This is a genomic window from Streptomyces sp. NBC_00490, assembly GCF_036013645.1.
GTDB lineage: Bacteria > Actinomycetota > Actinomycetes > Streptomycetales > Streptomycetaceae > Streptomyces > Streptomyces canus_F.
Genome location: NZ_CP107869.1, coordinates 3382944 through 3408158, shown reverse-complemented (window position 1 = coordinate 3408158; position 25215 = coordinate 3382944). Strand labels below are relative to the sequence as shown.

Sequence of the window (25215 nt, the reverse complement as noted above, 5' to 3'; positions counted from 1 at the left end):
GCTCCTTACGAATTGCGGAAGTCTGTGTCGTCGCGAAGTCGCTTCGTCGACCGAGGGTCAGTCGTGAGCGTGCAGCGGCTTGCCGGCCAGTGCCAGGTGAGCCTCGCCGAGCGCCTCGTTCTGCGTCGGGTGGGCGTGGATGAGCTGGGCGACCTCGGCCGGCAGCGCCTCCCAGTTGTAGATCAGCTGGGCTTCGCCGACCTGCTCGCCCATGCGGTCGCCGACCATGTGGACGCCGACCACGGCACCGTCCTTGACCTGGACGAGCTTGATCTCGCCCGCGGTCTGCAGGATCTTGCTCTTGCCGTTGCCCGCCAGGTTGTACTTCAGAGCGACGACCTTGTCCGCACCGTAGATCTCCTTGGCCTTGGCCTCGGTGATACCGACGGAGGCGACCTCCGGGTGGCAGTAGGTCACGCGGGGGACACCGTCGTAGTCGATCGGGACGGCCTTGAGACCGGCCAGACGCTCCGCCACCAGGATGCCCTCGGCGAAGCCGACGTGCGCGAGCTGGAGCGTCGGGACCAGGTCACCGACGGCGGAGATGGTGGGGACGTTGGTCCGCATGTACTCGTCGACCAGGACATAGCCGCGGTCCATCGCGACGCCCTGCTCCTCGTAACCGAGACCGGCGGAGACCGGGCCACGGCCGACGGCGACGAGCAGGAGCTCGGCCTCGAACTCCTTGCCGTCGGCGAGGGTGACCTTGACGCCGTCCTGGGTGTACTCGGCCTTCTGGAAGAAGGTGCCCAGGTTGAACTTGATGCCGCGCTTGCGGAACGCGCGCTCAAGAAGCTTGGAGGAGTTCTCGTCCTCGAGCGGGGCGAGGTGCTTGAGACCCTCGATGATCGTGATGTCGGTGCCGAAGGACTTCCAGGCGGAGGCGAACTCGACGCCGATGACACCGCCGCCGAGGACGATGGCCGACTTCGGCACACGGTCCAGGACGAGGGCGTGGTCCGAGGAGATGATGCGGTTGCCGTCGATCTCCAGGCCCGGCAGCGACTTCGGCACGGAGCCGGTCGCGAGGAGGATGTGGCGGCCCTGGATGCGCTGGCCGTTCACGTCGACCGAGGTGGGGGAGGACAGCCGGCCCTCACCCTCGATGTACGTCACCTTGCGGGAGGCGACCAGACCCTGCAGGCCCTTGTAGAGCCCGGAGACCACGCCGTCCTTGTACTTGTGGACCCCGGCGATGTCGATGCCCTCGAAGGTGGCCTTCACGCCGAACTGCTCGCTCTCGCGGGCCTGGTCGGCGATCTCGCCCGCGTGCAGCAGGGCCTTGGTGGGGATGCACCCTCGGTGCAGGCAGGTACCGCCGACCTTGTCCTTCTCGATCAGGGCGACGTCAAGCCCCAGCTGCGCCCCGCGCAGGGCCGCGGCGTAACCGCCACTACCACCGCCGAGGATCACTAGGTCGAAAACGGTGCTGGCGTCGTTCGCCACGTCACGTCCTCCATGCATGTGCGCCGTACGCCGGTCGTCCATGACCGCGCGGCGGCTGGTGTCCGGCCGCTCTTTCTTCGGCCCTGTGGTGGGGGCCCTGTCCTGCCGAGTGCCATCTTCGCACTTGTCGGAGGAGAACGAGACGCCGGGCCGGGGTGTGAGACACCACACGCTCACATGTGAGCACCTCACTCCGAGGCAGCGGTCACCGTGAGACACCCAGGGGCGCGGAGCCGTGCCGATGTGCGGCTCCGCCGCGCGGGCGCGACCGGTGCCGGGTCTGTCGGGGCGTACGGGACACCGACGCACTCAGGGGCGCGGGGCTGTGTCGATGTGCGGCTCCGCCGCGCGGGCGCGACCGGTGCCGGGTCTGTCGGGGCGTACGGGACACCGACGCACTCAGGGGCGCGGGGAACTGCGCGACCGGCCACGACGGTCCCGCAGTCGCCCGCGCCCCGAAGGCACCGAGCTCTTAGGCGAACGTCACCCCAGGTCACCCGCGGCAGTCAGCTCCGCCAGCCGCACCAGCGTCCGCACGGCGGTACCCGTGCCTCCCTTGGGCGTGTACCCGAACGGCCCACCCTCGTTGAAGGCCGGGCCGGCGATGTCGAGGTGCGCCCACGTGATGCCCTCGCCCACGAACTCCCGCAGGAACAGCCCCGCGACCAGCCCGCCACCCATCCGCTCACCCATGTTCGCGATATCGGCGGTGGGGGAGTCCATCCCCTTGCGCAGGTGCTCCGGCAGCGGCATCGGCCACGACGGCTCGCCCACCTCGGCCGCGGCCTCGTACACCGCGGAGCGGAACGCGTCGTCGTTCGCCATGATCCCGAACGTCCGGTTGCCCAGCGCCAGCATCATCGCGCCGGTCAGCGTCGCCACGTCGACGATCGCGTCCGGCTTCTCCGCGGAGGCGGCCCACAGCGCGTCCGCGAGGACCAGCCGCCCCTCGGCGTCGGTGTTGAGCACCTCGACGGTCTTGCCGCTGTACATCCGCAGCACGTCACCGGGGCGCACGGCGGAACCCGACGGCATGTTCTCGGCGAGCGCCAGCCACGCGGTGACGTTCACCTCCAGACCGAGCCGCGCGACGGCCACGATGGCGGCGAAGACCGCGGCCGCCCCGCTCATGTCGCACTTCATCGTCTCGTTGTGACCGGCCGGCTTCAGCGAGATGCCGCCCGAGTCGTACGTGATGCCCTTGCCGACGAGCGCGAGGTGCTTCTTCGCCTTGGAGGAGGTGTACGACAGCTTCACCAGCCGCGGCGGCGTCTCCGAACCGCCGCCGACGCCCAGGATGCCGCCGTAGCCGCCCTTGAGCAGGGCCTTCTCGTCGAGCACCTGCACCTTGAGGCCGTGCTCCTTGGCCGCGGCCTGCGCGACGGCCGCGAAGGCCTCCGGGTACAGGTCGTTCGGCGGGGTGTTGACGAGGTCACGGGCCCGGTTGAGCTCCTCGGTGACCGCGAGGGCACGCTCCACGGCCGCCTTGTACGCCTTGTCGCGCGGCTTGCCGCCGAGGAGGACGACCTCGGCGAGGGGCGCCTTGCCGTTCTTCGGGTCCTTGGCGCTCTCCTTGTACGCGTCGAAGGAGTACGCGCCGAGGAGGGCGCCCTCGGAGATCGCGCCGGCGTCGGCGGCGTCCGTCAGCGGCAGCGCGAAGGCGGCCTTCTTGGCGCCGGTCAGCACGCGGGCTGCGGCGCCGGCGGCCCGGCGGAGCGCCTCGGAGTCGAAGGAGGCGTCCTTCTCGGGCTCGGGGCCGAGCCCCACCGCCACCACGAGGGGCGTCTTGAAGCCGGACGGCGCCGGCAGCTTCGTCACCTCGCCCTCGGCGCCGGAGGCACCGAGGGTCTCCAGGACGCCGGCGAGGCTGCCGTCGTAGGCCTTGTCCACAGCTTCGGCGCCCGGGGCGACGACCGGGCCCTTCGCGCCCTTGGCGACACCGATCACGATCGCGTCGGCCCGCAGGCCGGGCGCCGCGGCGGTGCTGAGAGTGAGAGCAGTCACGGTGGTGAAATCTCGCTTCCGATGTGAAGTTCAGTTGGTCGAGTGTGGGTGGGTCGACCGGGCCCGACAGCCGACCCTAGGACCGTGTCCGGGGGCGGCATCGACCGGGGCCTTCACCCCGTCGATGAACACCCGGAACGAGCCTACGCGCGTATGGCTGGTTCGCTCATTCCTACGGGCGTTCACCTGTGAGTGGCGTCAAGGCCAGTTCTCGATCCTTACTCCCGGTGAGCTCAGTCACACTCCTCGTGTTCCGGTGAGCGCATCGCTCACCGCTTTGCATGATTTCCACTGATCATCCTTGGATTTACCACAAGGGGATCTTCTGGGGGAGGACACACAGAATGGCGCAGAGTGCGCACAGACGCAGAGCCGCGGCCGCGGTCCTGACCGCCGCCGGGCTACTGGCGTTGGGCCTCGGAGCACCGGGCGCGGCGGCAGCGGCGACGCCGCGCATCGATCTCAAGGTGCTGGTCGTGGACAACGGCGACAGCCCCGTCCAGGCCATCACCGCCCAGCTGAAGAGCACGGGCATCCCGTACACCACCGTCTCCCTGAACGACGCGAACCGCCCCGCCATCACGGCCGCGTTCCTCAGCGACACGGTCAACGGCACGCCCCGGGCCAAGTACCAGGGTGTCGTCCTGCCCAACGAGGCCCCGTTCGGCGCCGGTTCGGCCGAACAGACCGCGCTGGAGACGTACGAGAAGACGTACGGCATCCCGCAGGTCGACGCCTACACCTGGGCGCACCCGGGGGTCGGTCTGGAGTACAGCAGCTACTCCGGCTCGCTGGACGGACAGGCCGCGGGCATCACGGCGGCGGGCAGGTCGGGGTACTTCGGCTACCTCGACGGAGCCCTCACCTTCGAGGACAACTCCCCTTCGGTGATGGAGAGTTACGGCTATGTGGCCACCCCGGGGGCGGGCTTCACCAGCTATGTCGACACCGCCGTGCCCGGCGGCTCGGGCCGCGGCAGCCTCGTCGGCGAGTACGTCCACGACGGGCGCCGCGAACTCGTCGTGACCTTCGCGTACAACCAGTACCAGCAGCAGTTCCGGGTCCTCGCCCGCGGCATCGTCGAGTGGCTGACCCAGGGGGTGCACCTGGGGCAGGCGCGCAACTACTTCGCCGTGCACGTCGACGACGTCTTCGCCCCCGACAGCCGCTGGGACACCGAACACAACTGCACCCCCGGCGACTTCGACTGCGCGGGCGGTGCCGGCACGGGAACCACACCGATCCGGATGACCGCGGCCGACGCGGTCCGCGCCGCCCAGTGGCAGCAGGAACAGGGCTTCACGCTCGACATGGTCTACAACGCCGGTTCCGGCGAGGAGTGGAAGACCGAGAACGGCGGCACGGACGCCTTCGCCACCCAGCTGCTCGCCGACAAGGCCAAGTACCGCTGGATCAACCACACGTACACGCACAAGTTCCTCGGCTGCGTCCAGGACACGGCCACGGTGCCGTGGAGCTGCGCGAAGAACACCAGCGGCACGACCCAGTACATGAGCCGGGCCGACATCTCCGCGGAGATCCGCGACAACTACAACTGGGGCGTCTCCAAGGGCCTTCCGCTGACCCGTGCCGAGCTGGTCACCGGCGAGCACTCGGGCCTGAAGACGCTGCCGCAGCAGCCGAACGACAACCCCAACCTCGCCGGCGCCCTCGCCGACAACGGCATCAAGTGGACCGCCTCCGACAGCTCCCGTGAACCCGACCAGCGCGCGGTCGGCAGCGGCACGCTGACCGTGCCCCGCTACCCGATGAACGTGTACTACAACGTGGGCACGAACGCCGAGATGGCCGACGAGTACAACTGGATCTACGCCTCGGCGGCCGACGGCGGCAGCGGCATCTGCGAGAACAACCCGACCTCCACCTGCCTGGCCGAGCCGCTCGACCCGGCCACGGGCTACACCTCGTACATCGTCCCCCAGGAGGCCCGCACCGCCCTCGGACACGCCATCAACAACGACCCGCGCCCGCACTACGCCCACCAGTCGAACCTGGCCGAGGACCGGACCCTCTACCCGGTCATGACCAAGGTCCTCACCGACTACCGGGCGCTCTTCGCCGACAACACCCCGGTCCAGAACCTCGCCCAGGCCGCCATCGGCACCGAACTCCAGCGCCGCGCCGGCTGGCAGGCCGCGCTGGCCTCCGGCAAGGTCACGGCGTACCGGGTCGGCACGACGGTCACGATCACGGCACCGAACGGGACGCAGATCCCGGTGACCGTGCCGGAGGGGGCAAAGAAGCAACTCCTGCTCGGCACCAGCGCGTTCGGAACCCCGTACGCGGGCCGGCGCTCGGCGTGGACCGCGCCGGAGCCGCTTCAGTCGGCAGTGACTCTGAAGCTGCCGTAGCTTCTGGAGCCGCCTCGACTGAGGCGCCCTTCAGGGGCGCGGGGAACTGCGCGACCAGCCACTACGAGCCCGCAGCCGGGGGCCGGTCCGCAGTTCCCCTCACAAGATCCGCAAACAGGGGGGAACCGCGCGGCAATGCGCACGGGCCGTCACGTCACCATGCTCACCGAAGGCACCTATCCGCATGTCCACGGCGGCGTCAGCACCTGGTGCGACCAGCTCGTCAAGGGCATGCCGGAGGTCGACTTCCACATCCTCTCGCTCACCGGAAGCGGCCGCGAACCCGTGACCTGGGAGTTGCCGCCCAACGTCTACCGCCACACCTCCGTGCCGACCTGGGGCCCGCGCCCCGGCCGCAAGCACGCCCCGTACGGCAGGGCGCGGCGCCGTTTCATCGACTCCTACGAGCGTTTCCTGCTCTCCTTCCTCGACCCCGAGGCCCCCTGCGACTTCGGCGAGGCCCTGTACGAGCTGGCCGGACTCGCCCGCGACGGACGTCTACCGGCCGCACTGCGCACGGAGTCGGCACTGCGTTCGCTGATGTGGATATGGACGATGCCGCACCTGGCGACGGCCGCGGCCCGCCCCACGGTCCACGACGCGCTCACCGCGACGGACCTGCTGGAACACGCCCTGCGCCCGCTGGGCGTCCGCATCCCCGAGGACTCGGTGGCACACGCGGTGAGCAGCGGCCTGGCCACCCTGCCCGCCCTCGCCGCCCATCGACTGGACGGCGTTCCGTTCCTCCTCACCGAGCACGGCATCTACCTGCGCGAGCGCTACCTCGGCTACCGCTCGGACGCCCAGCGCTGGCCCGTGAAGGCGTTCATGCTCGGCTTCTACCGCGAGCTCAACTCCCTCGGCTACCGGGCCGCCGACCTCATCACCCCCTGCAACCAGTACAACCGCCGCTGGGAGGAGCGCGGCGGCGCCGACGCCGACAAGATCCGCACGGTCTACAACGGCGTCGACCCCGCCGCCTTCCCGCACGCGGGACCCGAACCCGAGGTCCCGACCCTCACCTGGTGCGGCCGCGTCGACCCCATCAAGGACCTGGAGACCCTGATCCGCGCCTACGCCATGGTCCGCGCCGAGATGCCGGAGACCCGGCTCAGACTCTTCGGCCCGGTCCCGCCCGGCGGCGAGGAGTACAAGACCCGGCTGGAGAAGCTCGCCGCCGAACTCGGCGTCACCGACGGCCTCACCTTCGAGGGCCGCATCAGCGAGGTCTGGCGGGCCTACGCGGCCGGCCACGTGGTCATGCTCTCCTCCATCTCCGAGGGCTTCCCGTTCTCCATCATCGAGGCGATGTCCTGCGGCCGTACGACGGTGTCGACGGACGTCGGGGGAGTGAGCGAGGCGGTCGGCGACACCGGTCTGGTGGTGCCCCCGCGTGAGCCGGAGAAGCTGGCGGCAGCGGCCCTGACACTGCTCAAGGACGACGAACGGCGCCTGAAACTGGGCGAGTTGGCGCGGCAGCGCGTGATCGACCGCTTCACTCTGCGCCGCTCCGTGGACAATTTCCGGACGATCTACCAGGAGCTCGCGGGTATGCCCGAGGTGTACGAGCCCACGCTCGAGACCGTCGCCGACTGGACCCTCGAACTGCGCGACCCCTGGTACGCCGCGGTCGCGACGGACGGGACCGGCTGGTGAGCGGATCCGTCTGGCTGCCCCCGGGCGCCCGCCCGGACACCGTGCCCGGCATCCCCAGGCAGCGCACCCCCAGCTGGGCCCGGCCCGACCCTCTCGACGAACTCGCCGTGCGCCTGAACGACTTCGTCGCCGCGGCCGTCCACCCCGACGAGATAGCCGCGCTCCTGGAGTCCGACGGCATGTCGGACGACCAGATACGCGAGCGGTACGGACTGAAGAACTCCTTCGCCCTCGCCGAGGAGCTCTACGAACGCGTCGAGCGCCGCTATCCCGAACCGGAGGGCCCGGTCCACGACCCGTGGCAGGTGGGCCTGTTGGGCTGCCTCCTGCGGGGCGTCGTCTTCGCCCTCCCCGGCCTCGGCTACGTCCTGGGCGCCCCGCTGATGACCGGCCCCAGAGACCTCGGCCTCCCGGCGGGCACGATCCCCCTCCTCGCCGGCGCCCTGGTCGGCTGGACCTGGAACCAGGGCCTCGCGCACCGGGCGTACTCCTGGCTGGGCCTGGGAGACCGCACAGCGGCGAAACGCAGCCTGCTGCTGGGGGCGCCGGCGGGAGTGGTGCTGGGCACCCTGGCCGCCTTCCTGGTCGCGGCCACGGGCGACATGACGGGGGTGGCCTTCGCCGCCGGACAGGCCCTGTACCTGGGCGCGTCGACGGTCCTGCTGGTCCTGGGCCGCGAACGCGCTTTGCTGTACGCCCTGTTGCCGATGGCGGCTGGCGCGGCCTTGGCCTCGGTCCACTCCATGCCGGACCAGGCGAGGATCGTCCTGTTGCTGAGCTCCCTGCTGGCGGTGGTGGTCCTGGGCCTGCTGGGAGTCTTGCCTGTGGGTGACGCACCTCAGGGGCGCGGGGAACTGCGCGACAAGCCACAACGAGCCCGCAGCCGCCAAACGACAATGGGCCCCCAACTCTTCTCCTCTCTCCCGTACGCCCTATTCGGCCTGGGCAGCGGTGTCCTAGTCCTCTACGCAGCCCTGGACAACGCCCTGGCCGCCGTCGCCCTCACCCTCAGCATGGGCCCCGCCGAATGGCTCCTCCACCGCTTCCGCAGCGGCAGCCTCGCCGGCCTGCGCAACACCAGCACCCCAAGGGCCTTCTGGCGTACGACGGCCATCACGCTGGCCGAATGCCTGACCGTCTACCTGGTCACCCTTCTCGTCCTGGGCCTCGCCATGTCCGCCCTGTCACCAGGTCTGCTGGTGCTGGGCGTGGTCCTCTGGACCGGCCTGCTGCTCCAGTCCTTCGGCGCGATCCTCAGCGCGACGGCGTTCTGCTGCGCCGCGGCCCTGGCCCAGACACTCGCGCTGCTGACCCACACGGGCACCCCGCACTGGGTCGCCCTGATCGTCCACGGCACGGCGGCCGCGGCCCAAGCCGCCCTCGTCTGCGCCCTGTTGGGAAGGGCGACGGCCCACCGATGAGCACTCTCCTGGTCCCGTACTACGAGCACCCGTCCGTCCGCCCCGCCGAATGGGGCGCGATCATCGCGGCCGCACCCCACCTCTACGGCGTCGTCCTCAACCCGGCCAGCGGCCCCGGCGACGCCCCCGACGAGGCCTTCGCCGAGGTCGCCGCGAGGCTGCGGGCCGCAGGCACACGGGTGCTGGGCTACGCCGACACGGACTACGCCCGCAGACCCTCCGCCGACGTGGTCCGGGACCTCACACGCCACCGCGACTGGTACGGCACGGACGGCGCCTTCCTGGACCAAGTCACCTCGGGCCCGGAGGAGTTCGCGTACTACCGGCGGCTCGCCACCGCCGTCCGAGGCACCCTCGCGCTGAACCACGGCACCACACCACACCCCTCCTACGCCCGCATCGCCGACGTCCTCGTCACGTTCGAGGGCACCTGGTCGACGTACCGCCGACAGCCCCCACAACCCTGGCGCGGCGGCACGGACATACGGCTGTGCCACCTGGTGTACGGCGTCCCGGAGGGCGTCGATCCGGCGGTGAAAGGGGCGGACCTGTACTGCGCGGTCCCCGGGGTGGGAGATCATCCTTGGGGTACGTTGCCGCACACTCTGGAGCCCGCTCGGTGAGACGCGTTTTCTGGCTGGTCCCCCTGCTTCTGCTGGCCGCCTGCACGACGACCCCGGACGCGAAACCCGGCCCCCGCTGGCAGCCGGCCCCCGGCCTCGACTGGCAGTGGCAGCTCAGCGGCCGGACGGTCGACACCTCCGTCGACGTCCCGGTCTACGACATCGACGGCTTCGACCAGTCCAAGACCACCGTCACCACGCTGCACCGCGAGGGCCGCAAGGTGATCTGCTACCTCTCCACCGGAGCCTGGGAGGACTGGCGCCCCGACGCGGAGAAGTTCCCGAAGTCGGTCCTCGGCCGCGGCAACGGCTGGGAGGGCGAGAAGTGGCTCGACATCCGCAAGACGGACGTCCTGGAGCCGTTGATGGCGGACCGTATGGACATGTGCCGCGAGAAGGGCTTCGACGCGGTGGAGCCCGACAACATGGACGGCTACAAGAACCGCACCGGTTTCCCGCTGAAGGCCGCCGACCAGCTCCGCTACAACCGCCTCATCGCGAAACTCGCCCACGCCCGCGGCATGTCCGTGGGCTTGAAGAACGACCTGGACCAGATCCCCGCACTGGTCGACGACTTCGACTTCGCGGTCAACGAACAGTGCGCCCAGTACGACGAGTGCGAGGCCAACACACCGTTCATCGAGGCGAAGAAGGCGGTCTTCCACGTGGAGTACGAACTGCCGACGAGCAAGTTCTGCGCGGAGTCACGGAAGCTGAAGCTGAGTTCGATGCTGAAGAAGTACGAGCTGGGGGTCTGGCGCCGGCCCTGCTGAAACCGCGCGACCGGCCACGAGGCACCCGCCGCTCAGCCACCCAGCGAAAGCACCACGAGCGCGGTCGTGGCCGCGGTCTCCGCGAGCCCTCCGAACACGTCCCCGGTCACCCCGCCGAAGCGCCGGGTGCAGTGCCGTAGCAGGAGTTCGGCAACCCCGGCGGCGACGACGACCGCGAGTGCCGTACGGACGATGTCGTACGGCCCGAAGAACGCCCCCGCACCTGCCGCCGCCAACGTCACGGCCACGGCGACGATCGCCGCCCCCCGTACCGGGACCACCCCGGCCACGGCCGCTCCCAAGCCCTCGGGCCGTGCCGCCGGCACCCCGCGCCGCGCCGCCAGCGTCAGCGCCAGCCGGGCCGCCGTGGCCGACACCACCGCGGCCACCGCACCCCGTGCCCACGACTCGCCGTACGCCTGCGCCAACGCGGCCACCTGCGCGAGCAGCACGAAGACGAGGGTGATGACCCCGAACGGCCCGATGTCCGACTGCTTCATGATCCGCAGGGCGTCCTCGGCCGGTTTACCGCTGCCGAGCCCGTCCGCGGTGTCGGCGAGCCCGTCGAGGTGGAGCCCCCGGGTGAGGGCGGCGGGCACGGCGGCGGTGGCGACGGCGGCGAGCAGCGGTCCCGAGCCCAGGGCCAGGAGCAGTACCCCCAGCACGGCGGCCGCCGCCCCGACCACCACCCCCGCCAGCGGGGCGCACAGCATGCCCCCGCGCGCGGCGTCACGGTCCCAGCGGGTCACCTTGACCGGGAGCACGGTCAGGGTGCCGAAGGCGAAGCGGAGGCCGTCGGGCCAGGGAGTCGAAGAGGGCGCAGACACCGGAGGAGGTTATCCGGCGGTCGGGAAGTCGCCACGGCCCACCCTGGATAAAGTGCACATATGGGACATTGGCTCCAGCGGAACATCATCGAGCCGGGCAAACTGCCGCTGCTCCTCGCTCTCGCCTCCTTCGTCGTCACCTTCCTGGTCACCCGGGTCATCACCCGGCTCATCCGCGCGGGCAAGGGTCCCTTCGGGAACGTCAGCTCCGGCGGGGTGCACATCCACCACGTGGTGCCCGGGATCGTCCTGACCGTCGTCGGCGGCTTCGGTGCCGTGGCCAGTGGCCGGCACGGCTTCGGGGCGGCCGCGTGCGCGGTGATCTTCGGGGTGGGTGCGGGCCTCGTGCTGGACGAGTTCGCGCTGATCCTGCACCTCGACGACGTCTACTGGACGGAGGAGGGCCGCAAGAGCGTGGAGGTGGTCGTGCTGACCGCCGCCCTGGTGGGACTGGTGCTGTCCGGGTTCTCGCCGTTCGGCGTCAACGACCTGAGCCAGGACGAGCTCCAGGACCGGGCCAACGTGCTCTCGACCGTGGTGGTCAACTTCCTGTTCGCCCTGGCCGTCCTGAGCAAGGGCAAGGCCCGTATGGCGATCTTCAGCGTGATCGTCCCGCTCGTCGGCCTGATCGGCCTCGTCCGCCTGGCCCGCCCCGGCTCACCCTGGGCCCGCCGCTTCTACCGCCGCCGCCCCCGCGCCCGCGCCAAGGCCACCCTCCGCGCCTACCACCACGACCGCCGCTGGTCGGGCCCCCGCCGCAAACTAGAAGACCTGATCGGCGGCAAACCCGACCCCCGGGCCCTGCCGTGACAGACCACCCACAGGCCGACACCTGCCACACCCAACCACCGGCGCGACACCCGTCGGCCCACCGTCCCGAGCACCCGGCCATCGCCGCTGCCGGGCGGCGCCCCACGCCCCCGCGGCCAGGGCCACCTTGCGCGCCTACCACCACGACCGCCGCTGGTCGGGCCCCCGCCGCAAACTAGAAGACCTGATCGGCGGCAAACCCGACCCCCGGGCCCTGCCGTGACAGACCACCCACAGGCCGACACCTGCCACACCCAACCACCGGCGCGACACCCGTCGGCCCACCGTCCCGAGCACCCGGCCATGGCCACCGCCGCTGCCGGGCGGCGCCCCACGCCCCCGCGGCCAGGGCCACCTTGCGCGCCTACCGCCAGGACCGCCGCTGGTCGGGCCCCCGCCGCAAACTAGAAGACCTGATCGGCGGCAAACCCGACCCCCGGGCCCTGCCGTGACAGGCCACCCGCAGGCCGACACCTGACACACACAACCACCGGCGTGACGCCCGTCGGACCACCGACACGAGCGCCCGGCCAAGGCCACCTCTGTCTGCCGGGCGGCGCCCCACGCCCCCGCGCCAAGGCCACTTCGCGCGCCTATCGCCAGGACCGCCGCCGGGGAGCAGGCCCGCGTCGCCTCCGCGCGCTGCGTCACACGCCCCCGTGTTCCTTTCCGCGCAGCGTGCCGGACTCGTGGACCTGATCGACGGCAAGCCCGATCCGCAGGTCCGGCCGTGACAAGGCGCTCGTGGGCCGACACCTGATACGCCCCCCCGGTCACGGCATGGACGTCGCCGGGGCGCCGTCCCGCGCGCCCGCTGACCGACACAGCCGTCTGCCGGACGCCCCATGCCCCGCTCACCGACGCGGGCTGACCGGGCGATGGCCCGACGTGCGGCCGGTCACCGCATCGCCACCCGCCCCGTGCGTCGCCGATGGCGTACCTCCGAGATCCCGCACAGCAGCAGCACCGCCGCGATGGCCGCGAGATGTTCCTTGCCCGCGAGGTTGTCCTTCAGCAGTACCTCGACCACCATCGCGGCGATCACCGCACTCCCGGTGACGTACGCGCGATAGCGCCAGGCCAGGAACACCGCGAGGCCCACCACGGCGGCCGAGGGGCCGGTGTCGACGACGTGGGAGTCCGTGGCGGGGAGGCCGAGCGGGCTGTCGGGGCCCAGCCAGATGCCGAGGCGGGCGTACAGCGTGCCGGCGAGGGTGGCGGCGTAGGCGATGAGGAGGGTGCGCCACCGGCCCAGGCAGATCTCCGCGATGCCGAACACGATCAGGAGCTGCGCCAGCGCGCCCCATACGGGCAGGTCCAGCGCGGGTACGAACAACGACAAGGGCGTCCGCAGGAGGGCCAGGCAGAGAGGGTCCTCCGCCCGTACGGCACCGACGTTCTGTACGAACCGGTAGCCCCACGACTGGTTCTGCACGAACTGGAGCACCGCCGTCAGGCACACCGCCCCGATCGCCATCGGCGCCGCCCGCCACCGCCGCCGCACCAGCGGCCCGCGCACCGCGACGTACAGGAGCCCCCACTCGGTGCGGGCCCAGCGGGCGATCCTCGTCATCGGCGCGTCTCCAGGTACGTACGGTGCGGCCACGGGCCATGTCCGAAGACCGATCCGAACCGTGCGCAGTTGAGCCACACCTACGTGAGCTGGATCTCCCGGGCCTGTTGCACACCTTCCCGGCAGATCGGAGACATCCACGCAAAGGTGCCAGATTGACACCCCTGCCGCGCCGCCGCGTCCTGTGGGCTACTCCTCTTTCTCCGGCTCCTCGGCATCCGCCTCGACAGGCTCCGGCTTCTCGGGCAGCTCCGCGGCCAGCGCCGCCGCGGCCTGCACCAGCGGCAGTGCCAGCAGTCCGCCGGCGCCCTCCCCGACCGTCACCCCGTGCTCCAGCAGCGGCTCCAGCGCCATCCGGTCCAGCGCCTTCGCCTGCCCCGGCTCCCCGCTGTCGTGCGCGGCCAGCCACCAGTCCGGCGCCCGGAAGGCGATCCGCTGCCCGACCAGCGCACAGGCGGCCACCACGACCCCGTCGAGCACGACCGGCAGCTTGCGCACCGCGCTCTGCAGCAGGAACCCGGTGATCGCCGCGAGATCGGCCCCGCCCACCGTCGCCAGCAACTGCAGCTGGTCCCCGAGCACCGGGCGGGCCCGCCGCAGCGCGTCACGGATCGCCGCGCACTTGCGCATCCAGGCGAGGTCGTCGATGGCCAGCCCACCGCGCCCGGTCACCACGGACGCGTCGGTCCCGCACAACGCGGCGACCAGCACACCCGCCGCCGTGGTCCCGCCGACGCTCACATCGCCGAGCACCACCAGATCCGTACCGGAGTCGGCCTCCTCGTCGGCCACCGCGACCCCGGCCCGGAAGGCGGCCTCCGCCTCCTCCAGGGTCAGCGCGTCCTCGATGTCGATACGGCCGCTGCCGCGCCGCACCCGATGCCGTACGACCTCGCCGGGCAGCGACTCCGGATCGCAGTCCAGCGCCAGGTCGACGATCCGCACCGGCACCCCGAGCCGCCGCGCGAGCACGGACACCGGCCGCCCGCCCTCCAGAACCTCGCGCACCAACTCCCCGGCGCTGCCCGCCGGCCGGGCCGAGACACCGAGCTCGGCGATGCCGTGGTCACCGGCGAAGAGAACCACCCGCGGCTGTTCGATCGGCCGTACCGGAACGGCGGACTGTGCCGCCGACAGCCACTCACCCAAATCGTCCAGGCGGCCCAGCGACCCGGGCGGCACGATCTGACGTTCCCGGCGCGCCTCGGCGTCGCGGCGCACCCCACCGTCGGGGCGCTCGATCAGATCGGTGAAGTCGTCGAGATTAAGCGAGCTCATTCGCCGAACAGTACCGGCACCGATCGAACAGGACGGCGCCACATGGCCACCACGCGCACCTGACGTCGTTGCTCCCAAGATCGAGATCCCATACGTTCCGTTTTGCAGTGGAATGTCGTATGTCTCAGGGAGCCCCCATGAAACGCCTGCGCACCCGTGTCAGCGACCTCGACCGCAGACGCCGCCACCGCTCGACGGCACGCGCGATCCTGCGGCTCCTCCCCGAACCCGAGAGCTGGCTGGACGTGGGCACGGGCGACGCCCGTTTCCCCGAGGCGGCCAAGGAGCTCTTCCCGTACACCTCTTTCGACGGCGTCGACCCGACCGCCCGCGTGGAACAGGCCCGTGAGGCCGAGCGGGTGGAGGAGGCGTACGTCGGCAGCCTGACGGACGAGCGGATCGCGACCGGCCTGCGGGCCCGCTACGACGTCGTCACCCTCCTCCGGCCCCCGGACCCCGCGGGCGAACTCCGCGCCGCCCTCGCGGCCCTGCGCCCCGGCGGCTACCTCCTCCTGGAGGGCGTGGACGCCCCCGCCGAGGAACTCCGCACGGAACTGGAATCCCACGGCTGCACGATCCTCCCGCCGAGGAACCGCCGTCCCCGCCCCTGGACGACGTACCGCGTGATCGCCCACAAGGAGCCCTCAGCCCCGTAGGACCACCGCCTGCCCGGCCACCACCAGCACCACGTGCTCGCACTCACCGGCGAACGCCGCGTTGAGCCGCCCGAGTTCGTCCCGGTAGCGCCGCCCGGAGGCCGTGGCCGGCACGATCCCCGACCCCACCTCGTTCGACACGGTGACGACGGTCCGGCGGGTCGCCCGCACCGCGTCCGTCAGCTCCCGCACCCGCTCCCGCAGCGCCCGCTCCCCGCCGTCGGCCCACACCGCGTCGTCCCACGCCCCGACGGCGTCCATCGCGTCCGTCAGCCACAGCGACAAGCAGTCGATCAGCAGCGGAGGCCCGTCGTCGGCGAGCAGCGGCACGAGGTCGCAGGTCTCGGCCGTACGCCAGGACCCGGGCCGCCGGTCGCGGTGCGTGGCCACGCGTGCGGCCCACTCGCCGTCCCCGCCGCGCGTCCCGCCGGTGGCGACGTACAGGACGTCCGGGAACGCCTCCAGCCTGCGCTCCGCCTCCACCGACTTCCCGGACCGCGCCCCGCCCAGCACCAACGTCCGCCGCGGCACGTCCGGTACGTCCTCGTAGACGCCGACGGTCAGCGTCGTCCCGTCGGGCACGGCGCGCGCTCCCGCCGCCGCGAGCCGTCGCCGCAACTCTGCGCCGGGCGGTACGTCGTGGTCGAGATGGACGGCGATGACATCGGTGGCCGGTCCCATCGCACCGACCGCGCGCAGCTTGGCGAGCGCGTCCGGCCGCCCCACGACATCGGCGAGGACCATGTCGTAGCCGTCCTTGCCGTTCTCCTCCAGTCCCGCCGGAGCGCCCCCGGGCGGCAGATAGAGCAGCCGCTGCCCGTCAGGGCCGGTCACCGCGTACCCGGTGCCGGGCGCGTCCATCGCCACCGCCCGCACCCGATGCCCCGTCAGCAGCGCCAACTCCCGCCCGTCCGGCACCCGCCCCGGCTGCGGCAGCCCGGCCGGCACCTCCATGGCGGGCCCGTTGTGCGGATGCGACAACAGCACCTGCCGCACCTGCCCCAACGACTGCCCCGCCCGGGCCGCCGCGAACACCGCGCCGGGCGTCAGATCGAGCAACAGCGCCCCGTCGACGACCACCGCGGTGGCGGCCCGCGCATCGGGACCGAGCGCGGCCGCACAGGCGGCACAGGGACAGTCGGGTCGGGGAAGGCCTGCGGGGGCACCGGTACCGAGGAGAGTGAGTTCCACGGCTTGATTTTCGCCGGTCACTGCAAGACGTGCGCGCCCGGCATGCCCCCAGGGGCGCGGGGCTGTGACATCAGCGGCTCCGCCGCGGAGCGCGACCAGCCACAGACGACCCGCACCCGACCGACTACCGTATGTTGATCACGGCCTAACCCAGCGGAGCGAGGAGGCGTACATGGCGGCATGGACGTGGCGATTCGAGAAGGCCGACGGGACGGAGGTTCAGCCCGCGGTGCAGCCCGAGGAGTTCACCACGCAGGGGGATGCCGAGTCCTGGGTCGGTGAGTACTGGAAGGACCTCGCGGAGGGCGGCGCGGACCAGGTGCACCTGTTCGAGGACAGTACGAAGATCTACGGCCCGATGAGCCTGCACGCCGAGGAGGCGTAGGTCCGAACAAGGGGGCGGCCGGGTTCCGGCCGCCCTTCTTGCTCACCGTGGGCTCAGCCCCGCACTCCGCACAGGTGCAGCAGCGCAGCGACCCCACGGTAGGGGTCCGTCCGCCCGGCCCGCTCCTCGGCGGCCAGCAGCGTCTCCACGTCGTCCGGGATCTCCGCCGCGTCCGCCGCTGTGTCCGTGAACACCCGCACCCCGAACCAGGCGTGCAGCGGTGCCCCGATCCCGGCCAGCGTCGCGGTCAGCGTCTCCAGCCGGTCGGCCCGCACATCGAGCCCGAGGCGGTTGGTGTACGACACGGTGTCGAAGGCCCCGAGCGCACCGGCCCAGTCGCCCGACAGTCCCGGCCGCATCGCCAGCGCGTCCGCGTTCCGCACGAGCAGCGACAGCAGCCCACCCTGTGCGAGCATCCGCGCCAGTCCCGCCAGCAGCGGATCCGGCTCCTCGACGTACATGAGGACGCCGTGACACAGCACGACGTCGAAACTGCCCGGCAGGAAGTGGACCCCGGTGTCCCGGCCGTCCCCCTCGATGATCCGCATCCGCTCCCGGATGCCCTCGGGCTCGGCGCACAGGGACTCCCGGGCCGCCGCGATCATCGTGGCGTCCTGCTCGAGCCCGGTCACCTGATGCCCGGCCCGGGCCAGCCGCAGTGCCTGGGTGCCCTGGCCCATCCCGACGTCGAGCACCCGCAGCCGCTGACCCACCGGGAAGCGCCCGGCTATCTGCTCGTCGAGCTGCCGGGCCACCAGCTCCTGTCGTACGACATCCCGCAGCCCGCCCAGCCTGCTCAGCCAGGCATGCGCCGCGCCCCCGGTGAACGGCGTAGTGCTCAGGGCCGCTCTCCGCGCTTGACCTGCGGCTTGGGCAGCCGGAGCCGACGCATCTGGAGGGACCGCATGAGGGCGTAGGCCACCGCGCCCTTCTTGGACTGGTCCGGGAAGCGCTCGGCGAGCCGCTTCTTCAGACGGATGCCCGTCAGGACCGAGTCGAGCACGATGAGCACGATCACGACGAGCCACAGCAGCAGCGCGATGCTCTGCAACGCGCCCACCTGCACCATGCTCAGCACGAGGATGACCACGGCCATCGGCAGGAAGAACTCCGCCACGTTGAACCGCGAGTCGATGAAGTCGCGGGCGAACTTGCGGACCGGGCCCTTGTCGCGGGCCGGCAGGTACCGCTCGTCGCCCCCCGCCAGCGCCTGGCGCTGCTTCTCCAGCTGCGCACGACGATCCTCGCGCTGGCGCTTGGCGGCGTCCTTGCGCGTCATCGACGTATTGGCCACGCTGCGACGCTGCGACTGGGCCTGACTCCGCTTGGGAGTGGGGCGGCCCTTCTTCGCCTCGGGGTGGCGGATCTGACTGGAGTCGGTCACCTGCGCCTTGTCGGCGGGGGCGGCCTTCTCGTCCTTGGTGGAACGGCTACGGAACACAAAACCCAAGGGTAAGGGGTGTCCGGGGTTGGACCCCAGCCCGCTGGGGAACGATCCGGCAACACCAGTCGTCATGTAGGGGGACAGAGGGGACGTCCGGTGACCGACTGCCCACCCTGATGGTCACCTACTCCCTACGCCGGAGCAGGGCCTTGGTCAGTCGTCCTTGGGGAGGAGCGCATCCGTCCCCGAACAGTGCGTCAATGGATGCAGGGCCCGTACTGTGGGTTCTGTCGCAGAGCTGAAGCTGGACTCGGTCAGAAGGGGGCGCGCGAAGCCCATGAGCGGTGTCATGAAGCGTATGGGGATGATCTTCCGCGCGAAGGCGAACAAGGCCCTTGACCGGGCCGAGGACCCGCGCGAAACCCTCGATTACTCCTACCAGAAACAGCTGGAGCTGCTCCAGAAGGTGCGCCGAGGCGTGGCGGACGTCGCCACGTCCCGCAAGCGCCTGGAGCTTCAGCTCAACCAGCTGCAGTCGCAGTCGTCCAAGCTGGAGGACCAGGGCCGCAAGGCGCTCGCGCTGGGCCGTGAGGACCTGGCCCGCGAGGCGCTCTCCCGCCGTGCCGCCCTCCAGCAGCAGGTGACGGACCTGGAGACCCAGCACTCCACGCTCCAGGGCGAGGAGGAGAAGCTCACCCTGGCGGCCCAGCGGCTCCAGGCCAAGGTCGACGCCTTCCGTACGAAGAAGGAGACGATCAAGGCGACGTACACCGCGGCCCAGGCGCAGACCCGCATCGGCGAGGCCTTCTCCGGCATCTCCGAGGAGATGGGCGACGTCGGCATGGCGATCCAGCGTGCCGAGGACAAGACGGCGCAGCTCCAGGCGCGGGCCGGTGCGATCGACGAGCTGCTCGCCTCCGGCGCCCTCGACGACCAGTCCGGCATGCACAAGGACGACATCCAGGCCGAGCTGGACCGGCTCTCCGGTGGTACGGATGTAGAGCTGGAACTGCAGCGCATGAAGGCGGAGCTGGCCGGAGGCACGAGCGGTCAGCAGGCCATCGAGGGTGGCCCGGGCCAGTCGCAGTCCCAGCAGCAGCCGCAGGACACCCCACGCTTCGACAAGCAGTAGGGCCCACGCCTTAGGAGGGCGACATGATCGTCAGGATCATGGGGGAGGGGCAGGTGAGACTGGCCGACAGCCACCTCGCCGAGCTGAACAAACTGGACGACGAGTTGCTGGCCGAGATGGAGAACGGCGACGGCCCCGGCTTCCGCCGCACCTTCGAGGCCCTGCTCGCCAAGGTCCGCGAACTGGGCGAGGCGCTGCCGGACGACGCCCTGGAACCCTCGGACCTGATCCTCCCGTCCCCGGACGCCACCCTGGAACAGGTCCGGGAACTGCTCAGCGACGACGGCCTGATCCCGGGCTGACCCAGGCCCGGGCGGTGTCCCTGGCAAGGGCACGCCCAACACTCGGCAAGTACACAGGAAACCTACAGGTGACCCCCGTTCCAAGCGCCGCAGGTCACCCGTACCGTTGGCAGACGTGAGCACCCTCGAGCGCGTCCGGCAGCAGCTGAAGGCGCACCCCATGGCGCTGGACGCCATACTCGCGGCCGGCGTCCTCGCCTGCATGGTGGCCGGCTCGTTCGTGGACCCGCACGGACCGGACGGCGTCACCTGGGGGTTCCGCACCCCGGACGTGCTCAGCCTGGTCCTCATCGGCCTCAGCGCCGTGGCCCTCGTCTTCCGCCGCCGCGCCCCGATGACGGTGCTCGCCCTCACCGGAAGCTTCTCGATCGTCGAGTGCGTCACCGGCGACCCCCGCGCCCCCGTCGCCATGTCCGCGGTGATCGCCCTGTTCACCGTCGCCTCCGCCACCGACCGCCCCACCGCCTGGCGGGTCGGCCTGCTCACCATGACCGTCCTCACCGCCGCCGCCATGCTCGGCGGCCCACTCCCGTGGTACGCCCAGGAAAACCTCGGCATCTTCGCCTGGACCGGCATCGGCGCCACCGCCGGCGACGCCGTCCGCAGCCGCCGCGCCTTCGTGCAGGCGATCAGGGACCGCGCCGAGAAGGCGGAACGCACCCGCGAGGAGGAGGCCCGGCGCCGCGTCGCCGAGGAGCGCCTGCGGATCGCCCGCGACCTGCACGACGTCGTCGCCCACCACATCGCCCTGGTCAACGTGCAGGCGGGCGTCGCCGCGCACGTCATGGACAAGCGCCCCGACCAGGCCAAGGAGGCCCTGGCCCACGTACGCGAGGCCAGCCGCTCGGCGCTCAACGAACTCCGGGCCACCGTCGGCCTGCTCCGGCAGTCCGGCGACCCCGAGGCACCGACCGAGCCCGCCCCCGGCCTCGACCGCCTCGACGAACTCGTCGGCACCTTCCGCAGCGCCGGCCAGCATGTCGAGGTGGCCCGCGCCGACAGCGACACCACACTCCCCGCCGCCGTCGACCTGGCCGCCTACCGGGTCATCCAGGAAGCCCTCACCAACGTCCAGAAGCACGCCGGTACGGAGGCGAAGGCCGAGGTCAGCGTCGTCCGGGTAGGGCCGAACATCGAGATCACCGTCCTCGACAACGGCGCCGGGGAGGACGAGCCGGCCGACGGCGGCGGCCACGGTCTGCTCGGCATGCGCGAGCGGGTCACCGCCCTGCGCGGCACCCTCACCACCGGTCCCCGCTACGGCGGCGGGTTCCGCGTCCATGCGATCCTGCCGGTCAAGACCCGCGGCCGCGCCGCCGACGACGCCGTATGACCGACCCGCGGAACTCAGGCGCACCCCGCGGAAGTTGTCGTAGCACCGAGCCCCCTGCCGCAGAGGACCCCGCATGACCATCCGCGTCCTGCTCGCCGACGACCAGGCACTGCTGCGCAGCGCCTTCCGCGTGCTCGTCGACTCCGAGCCCGACATGGAGGTCGTCGGCGAGGCGTCCGACGGGGCGGAGGCGGTGCGGCTGGCCAAGGAGGAGCGGGCCGACGTCGTGCTGATGGACATCCGTATGCCCGGCACCGACGGCCTCGCCGCCACCCGGCTGATCAGCGAGGACCCGTCCCTCGCCCAGGTCCGGGTGGTCATCCTGACGACCTTCGAGGTCGACGACTACGTCGTGCAGTCGCTGCGGGCCGGCGCCTCCGGCTTCCTCGGCAAGGGCAGCGAACCCGACGAGCTGCTCAGCGCCATCCGGATCGCGGCGGGCGGCGAGGCCCTGCTCTCCCCGGCCGCCACCAAGGGCCTGATCGCCCGCTTCCTCGCCCAGGGCGACGCGGCGGACGACGCGAACGATCCCGCCCGCGCCGCCCGCCTCGACGCGCTCACCGTCCGCGAGCGCGAGGTCCTCGTCCAGGTCGCCGGCGGACACTCCAACGACGAGATCGCCGAACGCCTCGAAGTCAGCCCGCTCACCGTGAAGACGCACGTCAACCGGGCCATGGCCAAGCTGGGCGCGCGGGACCGGGCGCAGCTCGTGGTGATCGCGTACGAGTCCGGGCTGGTACGTCCGAGGGTGGAGTGAACTCCACCCGCCGTACTGCGGCCGGAGTATGCGCCGCATAAGGAAATGGACCTGGGAGTTACGGATCACCGTTCCCGGAGGGCACAGGGTGTAGGGGCCCACTTCTGCCGCTCACAGAATTGAGATCCCTGACCCATGTCCTGGCTGTCGAGATTCAGCCTCGCGCAGCGGGCCCTCATAGGCCTGATGTCGATCATCGTGCTCGCCTTCGGGGCGATCGCGATACCCCAGCTCAAGCAGCAGCTGCTGCCCTCCATCGAACTGCCGATGGTGTCCGTGCTCGCCCCCTACCAGGGCGCCTCACCGGATGTCGTCGAGAAGCAGGTCGTCGAGCCCCTCGAGGACAGCCTCGAAGCGGTGGACGGCATCGAGGGAGTCACCTCCACGGCCAGTGAGGGCAACGCCATCGTGATGGCGTCCTTCGACTACGGCAGCGGCACCAAGCAGCTCGTCGCCGACGTCCAGCAGGCCGTCAACCGGGCCCGTGCGCAGCTCCCGGACGGCGTGGACCCGCAGGTCGTCGCCGGGTCCACGGACGACATGCCCACCGTCGTCCTCGCCGTCACCTCCGACCAGGACCAGCAGGCCCTGGCCGACCAGCTCGACCGGACCGTCGTACCGGACCTGAAGTCCATCGACGGCGTCGGCCAGGTCACCGTCGACGGCGTCCGCGACCTCCAGGTCACCGTCACCCCGGACGACACGAAGCTCACGAAGGCGGGCCTCACCTCGGCCGCCCTCGCCCAGGCGCTCCAGGCGGGCGGCGCGACCGTCCCGGCCGGCTCCTTCGACGAGGACGGCGCCAACCGCACCGTCCAGGTCGGCGGCGGCTTCACCTCGGTCGGGCAGATCCAGGACCTGATGGTCACCGGCCAGGCCGGAAAGAAGCCGGTCCGCCTCGGTGACGTGGCCACGGTCAAGCAGGAGCAGGCCGCCGCCGACTCCCTCACCCGCACCGACGGCAGGCCCAGCCTCGCGGTCATGGTGACGATGGACCAGGACGGCAGCGCGGTCTCCATCTCCGACGCGGTCGAGGACAAGCTCGCCGGCATGCGCAAGGACCTCGGCTCCGACGCGACGGTCACCGTCGTCAGCGACCAGGGCCCCGCGGTCGCGAAGGCCATCGACGGTCTGACCACCGAGGGCGCGCTCGGCCTGCTCTTCGCGGTCCTGGTCATCCTGGTCTTCCTGGCGTCGGTCCGCTCGACGCTGGTCACGGCGGTGTCCATCCCGCTGTCGGTGGTCCTCGCCCTGATCGTGCTCTGGACCCGCGACCTCTCGCTCAACATGCTGACGCTGGGCGCGCTGACCATCGCCATCGGCCGGGTCGTCGACGACTCGATCGTGGTCCTGGAGAACATCAAGCGGCACCTCGGCTACGGCGAGGAGCGCGAGCCCGCGATCCTGAACGCCGTCCGCGAGGTGGCCGGAGCGGTCACCTCCTCCACCCTCACCACGGTCGCCGTCTTCCTGCCGATCGGCCTGGTCGGCGGCATGGTGGGCGAGCTGTTCGGCTCGTTCAGCCTGACGGTCACGGCCGCCCTGCTGGCCTCGCTGCTGGTGTCCCTGACGGTCGTCCCGGTGCTGTCGTACTGGTTCCTGCGCGCCCCCAAGGGCACCCCGGCCGACGCCGAGGAAGCCCGACGCCTCGCGGAGGAGAAGGAGGCGAAAAGCAGGCTCCAGCGCCTCTACGTCCCCGTCCTGCGGTTCGCCACCCGCCGGCGCCTGACCAGTGTGCTGATCGCCGTGGTGATCCTCATCGGTACGTTCGGCATGTCCGGACTGCTGAAGACCAACTTCTTCGACCAGGGCGAGCAGGAAGTCCTCACCGTCAAGCAGGAGTTGAAGCCCGGCACCAGCCTCGCGGCCACCGACGAGCAGGCCAGGAAGGTCGAGGGGCTGCTCGCCCGCACCAAGGGCGTCAAGGACTACCAGGTCACCGTCGGCTCGTCCGGCTTCATGGCGGCCTTCGGCGGCGGCACGGACACCAACCAGGCCTCGTACCAGGTGATGCTGGACGACTCGGCCTCGTACGAGGACGTGCAGGACCGTATCGAAGCGGGCCTGAAGAAGCTCGACGGCATCGGTACGACGACCATCGCGGCCGGCGACGGCTTCGGCGCCCAGGACCTCAGCGTGGTCGTGAAGGCGGCCGACGCGGATGTCCTGCGCGAGGCGGCGGAGCAGGTCCGCAAGACGGTCGCGGGCCTGGACGACGTCACCGACGTGACGAGCGACCTGGCGCAGAGCGTGCCGCGCATCTCGGTGAAGGCCAACGACAAGGCCGCCGCGGCGGGCTTCAACGACCAGACCCTGGGCGCGGCCGTCACCGAGGCGGTCAAGGGCACCACGGCCGCCCAGGCGATCCTGGACGACACCGAGCGTGACGTCGTCATCAAGTCGGCGAAGCCCGCGCGGACCCTGGACGAGCTGAGGAACCTGAGGCTCGGCCCGGTGAAGCTGGGCGACATCGCCACGGTGAAGCTCGCGGACGGCCCGGTCTCGATGACGAGGATCGACGGCCAGCGCGCGGCGACCATCACCGCCAAGCCGACCGGCGACAACACGGGCGCCGTGAGCCAGGACCTCACGGCCGAGCTCGACGCCCTGAAGCTCCCTGCGGGCGCCACGGCCTCGATCGGCGGCGTCACCTCGGACCAGGACAGCGCGTTCAAGAACCTCGGCCTGGCGATGCTCGCGGCGATCGCGATCGTCTTCATGCTGCTGGTGGCGACGTTCCGTTCGCTGGTCCAGCCACTGATCCTGCTGGTCTCCATCCCGTTCGCCGCGACGGGCGCCATCGGCCTCCTCATCCTCACGGACACCCCGATGGGCGTCCCCGCGATGATCGGCATGCTGATGCTCATCGGCATCGTGGTGACCAACGCGATCGTGCTGATCGACCTCATCAACCAGTACCGCAAGCAGGGCTACGCGACGGTGGACGCCGTCATCGAGGGCGGCCGCCACCGGCTCCGCCCGATCCTGATGACGGCCCTGGCGACGATCTTCGCCCTGCTCCCGATGGCCCTCGGGGTCACCGGCGAGGGCGGCTTCATCGCCCAGCCGCTGGCGGTGGTCGTGATCGGCGGTCTGATCACGTCGACGCTGCTGACCCTCCTCCTGGTCCCGACGCTCTACACGATGCTGGAGCTCCGCAAGGAGCGCCGCGCGAAGAAGCGGGCGGCCAAGAAGGCGAAGAAGGCCCAGAACGCGGAGGCGCCGGCCCAGCCGGAACCCGCGGGCGTGTGACGGCGGCGACGGCCGGGCTCTGGACGACGACCGTCCGGAG

21 protein-coding genes are annotated in these 25215 nt (G+C 71.2%); 13 read left to right on the top strand and 8 right to left on the bottom strand.

Annotated elements, in window-relative coordinates; genetic code table 11:
• Positions 1-57: 57 nt before the first annotated feature.
• Positions 58-1446 (bottom strand): dihydrolipoyl dehydrogenase, encoded by a 1389-nt coding sequence (lpdA, locus tag OG381_RS15360; RefSeq protein ID WP_327716663.1) that lies wholly within the window; start codon positions 1444-1446, stop codon positions 58-60.
• Between the two features lie 483 nt (positions 1447-1929).
• Positions 1930-3450: a leucyl aminopeptidase gene (locus OG381_RS15355; RefSeq protein WP_327716662.1), complete on the bottom strand. Its 1521-nt coding sequence runs from the start codon at positions 3448-3450 to the stop codon at positions 1930-1932.
• A 344-nt stretch (positions 3451-3794) separates the two neighbouring features.
• Here OG381_RS15355 and OG381_RS15350 point away from each other — a divergent pair, with 344 nt between their 5' ends.
• From OG381_RS15350 to OG381_RS15330, 5 genes are all read left to right on the top strand, one after another.
• A complete protein-coding gene (locus OG381_RS15350) occupies positions 3795-5822 on the top strand; it encodes a hypothetical protein (protein WP_327716661.1) in 2028 nt (675 codons plus the stop codon).
• Positions 5823-5957: 135 nt separating this feature from the next.
• Positions 5958-7478 carry a GT4 family glycosyltransferase PelF gene (gene pelF, locus OG381_RS15345; RefSeq protein ID WP_327716660.1) on the top strand — a complete coding sequence of 507 codons (1521 nt, stop codon included), beginning with the start codon at positions 5958-5960 and terminating at the stop codon, positions 7476-7478.
• Positions 7475-8899 carry a hypothetical protein gene (locus tag OG381_RS15340; protein WP_327716659.1) on the top strand — a complete coding sequence of 475 codons (1425 nt, stop codon included), beginning with the start codon at positions 7475-7477 and terminating at the stop codon, positions 8897-8899. Before pelF ends, OG381_RS15340 begins: the two co-directional genes overlap by 4 nt.
• Positions 8896-9522 carry a spherulation-specific family 4 protein gene (locus OG381_RS15335; protein WP_327716658.1) on the top strand — a complete coding sequence of 209 codons (627 nt, stop codon included), beginning with the start codon at positions 8896-8898 and terminating at the stop codon, positions 9520-9522. Before OG381_RS15340 ends, OG381_RS15335 begins: the two co-directional genes overlap by 4 nt.
• On the top strand, positions 9519-10295 hold the full coding sequence (locus OG381_RS15330) for an endo alpha-1,4 polygalactosaminidase (protein ID WP_327716657.1): 777 nt from the start codon (positions 9519-9521) through the stop codon (positions 10293-10295). The genes OG381_RS15335 and OG381_RS15330 overlap by 4 nt, the downstream gene beginning before the upstream one ends.
• Before the next feature lie 32 nt (positions 10296-10327).
• On the opposite strand, the gene OG381_RS15325 is transcribed toward OG381_RS15330, so the two are convergent.
• On the bottom strand, positions 10328-11122 hold the full coding sequence (locus OG381_RS15325) for an adenosylcobinamide-GDP ribazoletransferase (protein WP_327716656.1): 795 nt from the start codon (positions 11120-11122) through the stop codon (positions 10328-10330).
• Positions 11123-11182: 60 nt separating this feature from the next.
• On the opposite strand from OG381_RS15325, the gene OG381_RS15320 reads away from it, so the two are divergent.
• On the top strand, positions 11183-11932 hold the full coding sequence (locus OG381_RS15320; protein WP_327716655.1) for a hypothetical protein: 750 nt from the start codon (positions 11183-11185) through the stop codon (positions 11930-11932).
• A gap of 898 nt (positions 11933-12830) precedes the next feature.
• On the opposite strand, the gene OG381_RS15315 is transcribed toward OG381_RS15320, so the two are convergent.
• The gene (locus tag OG381_RS15315) at positions 12831-13505 is read right to left on the bottom strand and encodes a hypothetical protein (protein ID WP_327716654.1); all 675 of its coding nucleotides are present in this window, start codon (positions 13503-13505) and stop codon (positions 12831-12833) included.
• A gap of 189 nt (positions 13506-13694) precedes the next feature.
• Positions 13695-14783: a nicotinate-nucleotide--dimethylbenzimidazole phosphoribosyltransferase gene (cobT, locus tag OG381_RS15310; RefSeq protein WP_327716653.1), complete on the bottom strand. Its 1089-nt coding sequence runs from the start codon at positions 14781-14783 to the stop codon at positions 13695-13697.
• Positions 14784-14920: 137 nt separating this feature from the next.
• Here cobT and OG381_RS15305 point away from each other — a divergent pair, with 137 nt between their 5' ends.
• A complete protein-coding gene (locus tag OG381_RS15305; protein ID WP_327716652.1) occupies positions 14921-15439 on the top strand; it encodes a class I SAM-dependent methyltransferase in 519 nt (172 codons plus the stop codon).
• On the opposite strand, the gene OG381_RS15300 is transcribed toward OG381_RS15305, so the two are convergent.
• The gene (locus tag OG381_RS15300) at positions 15428-16630 is read right to left on the bottom strand and encodes a bifunctional adenosylcobinamide kinase/adenosylcobinamide-phosphate guanylyltransferase (RefSeq protein ID WP_327716651.1); all 1203 of its coding nucleotides are present in this window, start codon (positions 16628-16630) and stop codon (positions 15428-15430) included. The two genes, OG381_RS15305 and OG381_RS15300, sit on opposite strands and share 12 nt — an antisense overlap.
• 172 nt (positions 16631-16802) lie before the next feature.
• Between OG381_RS15300 and OG381_RS15295 the strand changes: the two genes are divergently transcribed.
• Positions 16803-17015, top strand: coding sequence for a hypothetical protein (locus OG381_RS15295; protein WP_046262608.1), 213 nt, complete (start codon positions 16803-16805; stop codon positions 17013-17015).
• Positions 17016-17068: 53 nt separating this feature from the next.
• Here OG381_RS15295 and OG381_RS15290 read toward each other — a convergent pair whose 3' ends face one another.
• Together OG381_RS15290 and OG381_RS15285 are read right to left on the bottom strand one after the other, a co-directional pair.
• Positions 17069-17770, bottom strand: coding sequence for a methyltransferase domain-containing protein (locus OG381_RS15290; RefSeq protein WP_327716650.1), 702 nt, complete (start codon positions 17768-17770; stop codon positions 17069-17071).
• A gap of 83 nt (positions 17771-17853) precedes the next feature.
• Positions 17854-18531, bottom strand: coding sequence for a DUF3043 domain-containing protein (locus OG381_RS15285; protein ID WP_327716649.1), 678 nt, complete (start codon positions 18529-18531; stop codon positions 17854-17856).
• 205 nt (positions 18532-18736) lie between these two features.
• Between OG381_RS15285 and OG381_RS15280 the strand changes: the two genes are divergently transcribed.
• From OG381_RS15280 to OG381_RS15260, 5 genes are all read left to right on the top strand, one after another.
• Positions 18737-19531: a PspA/IM30 family protein gene (locus tag OG381_RS15280; protein ID WP_307031899.1), complete on the top strand. Its 795-nt coding sequence runs from the start codon at positions 18737-18739 to the stop codon at positions 19529-19531.
• A 23-nt stretch (positions 19532-19554) separates the two neighbouring features.
• Positions 19555-19833 (top strand): PspA-associated protein PspAA, encoded by a 279-nt coding sequence (pspAA, locus tag OG381_RS15275; RefSeq protein WP_307031901.1) that lies wholly within the window; start codon positions 19555-19557, stop codon positions 19831-19833.
• Positions 19834-19948: 115 nt separating this feature from the next.
• Positions 19949-21166, top strand: coding sequence for a sensor histidine kinase (locus OG381_RS15270; RefSeq protein ID WP_327716648.1), 1218 nt, complete (start codon positions 19949-19951; stop codon positions 21164-21166).
• 73 nt (positions 21167-21239) lie between these two features.
• Positions 21240-21923, top strand: coding sequence for a response regulator transcription factor (locus tag OG381_RS15265; protein ID WP_266893484.1), 684 nt, complete (start codon positions 21240-21242; stop codon positions 21921-21923).
• Positions 21924-22058: 135 nt separating this feature from the next.
• Positions 22059-25175: an efflux RND transporter permease subunit gene (locus OG381_RS15260; RefSeq protein ID WP_327716647.1), complete on the top strand. Its 3117-nt coding sequence runs from the start codon at positions 22059-22061 to the stop codon at positions 25173-25175.
• Positions 25176-25215: the final 40 nt, after the last annotated feature.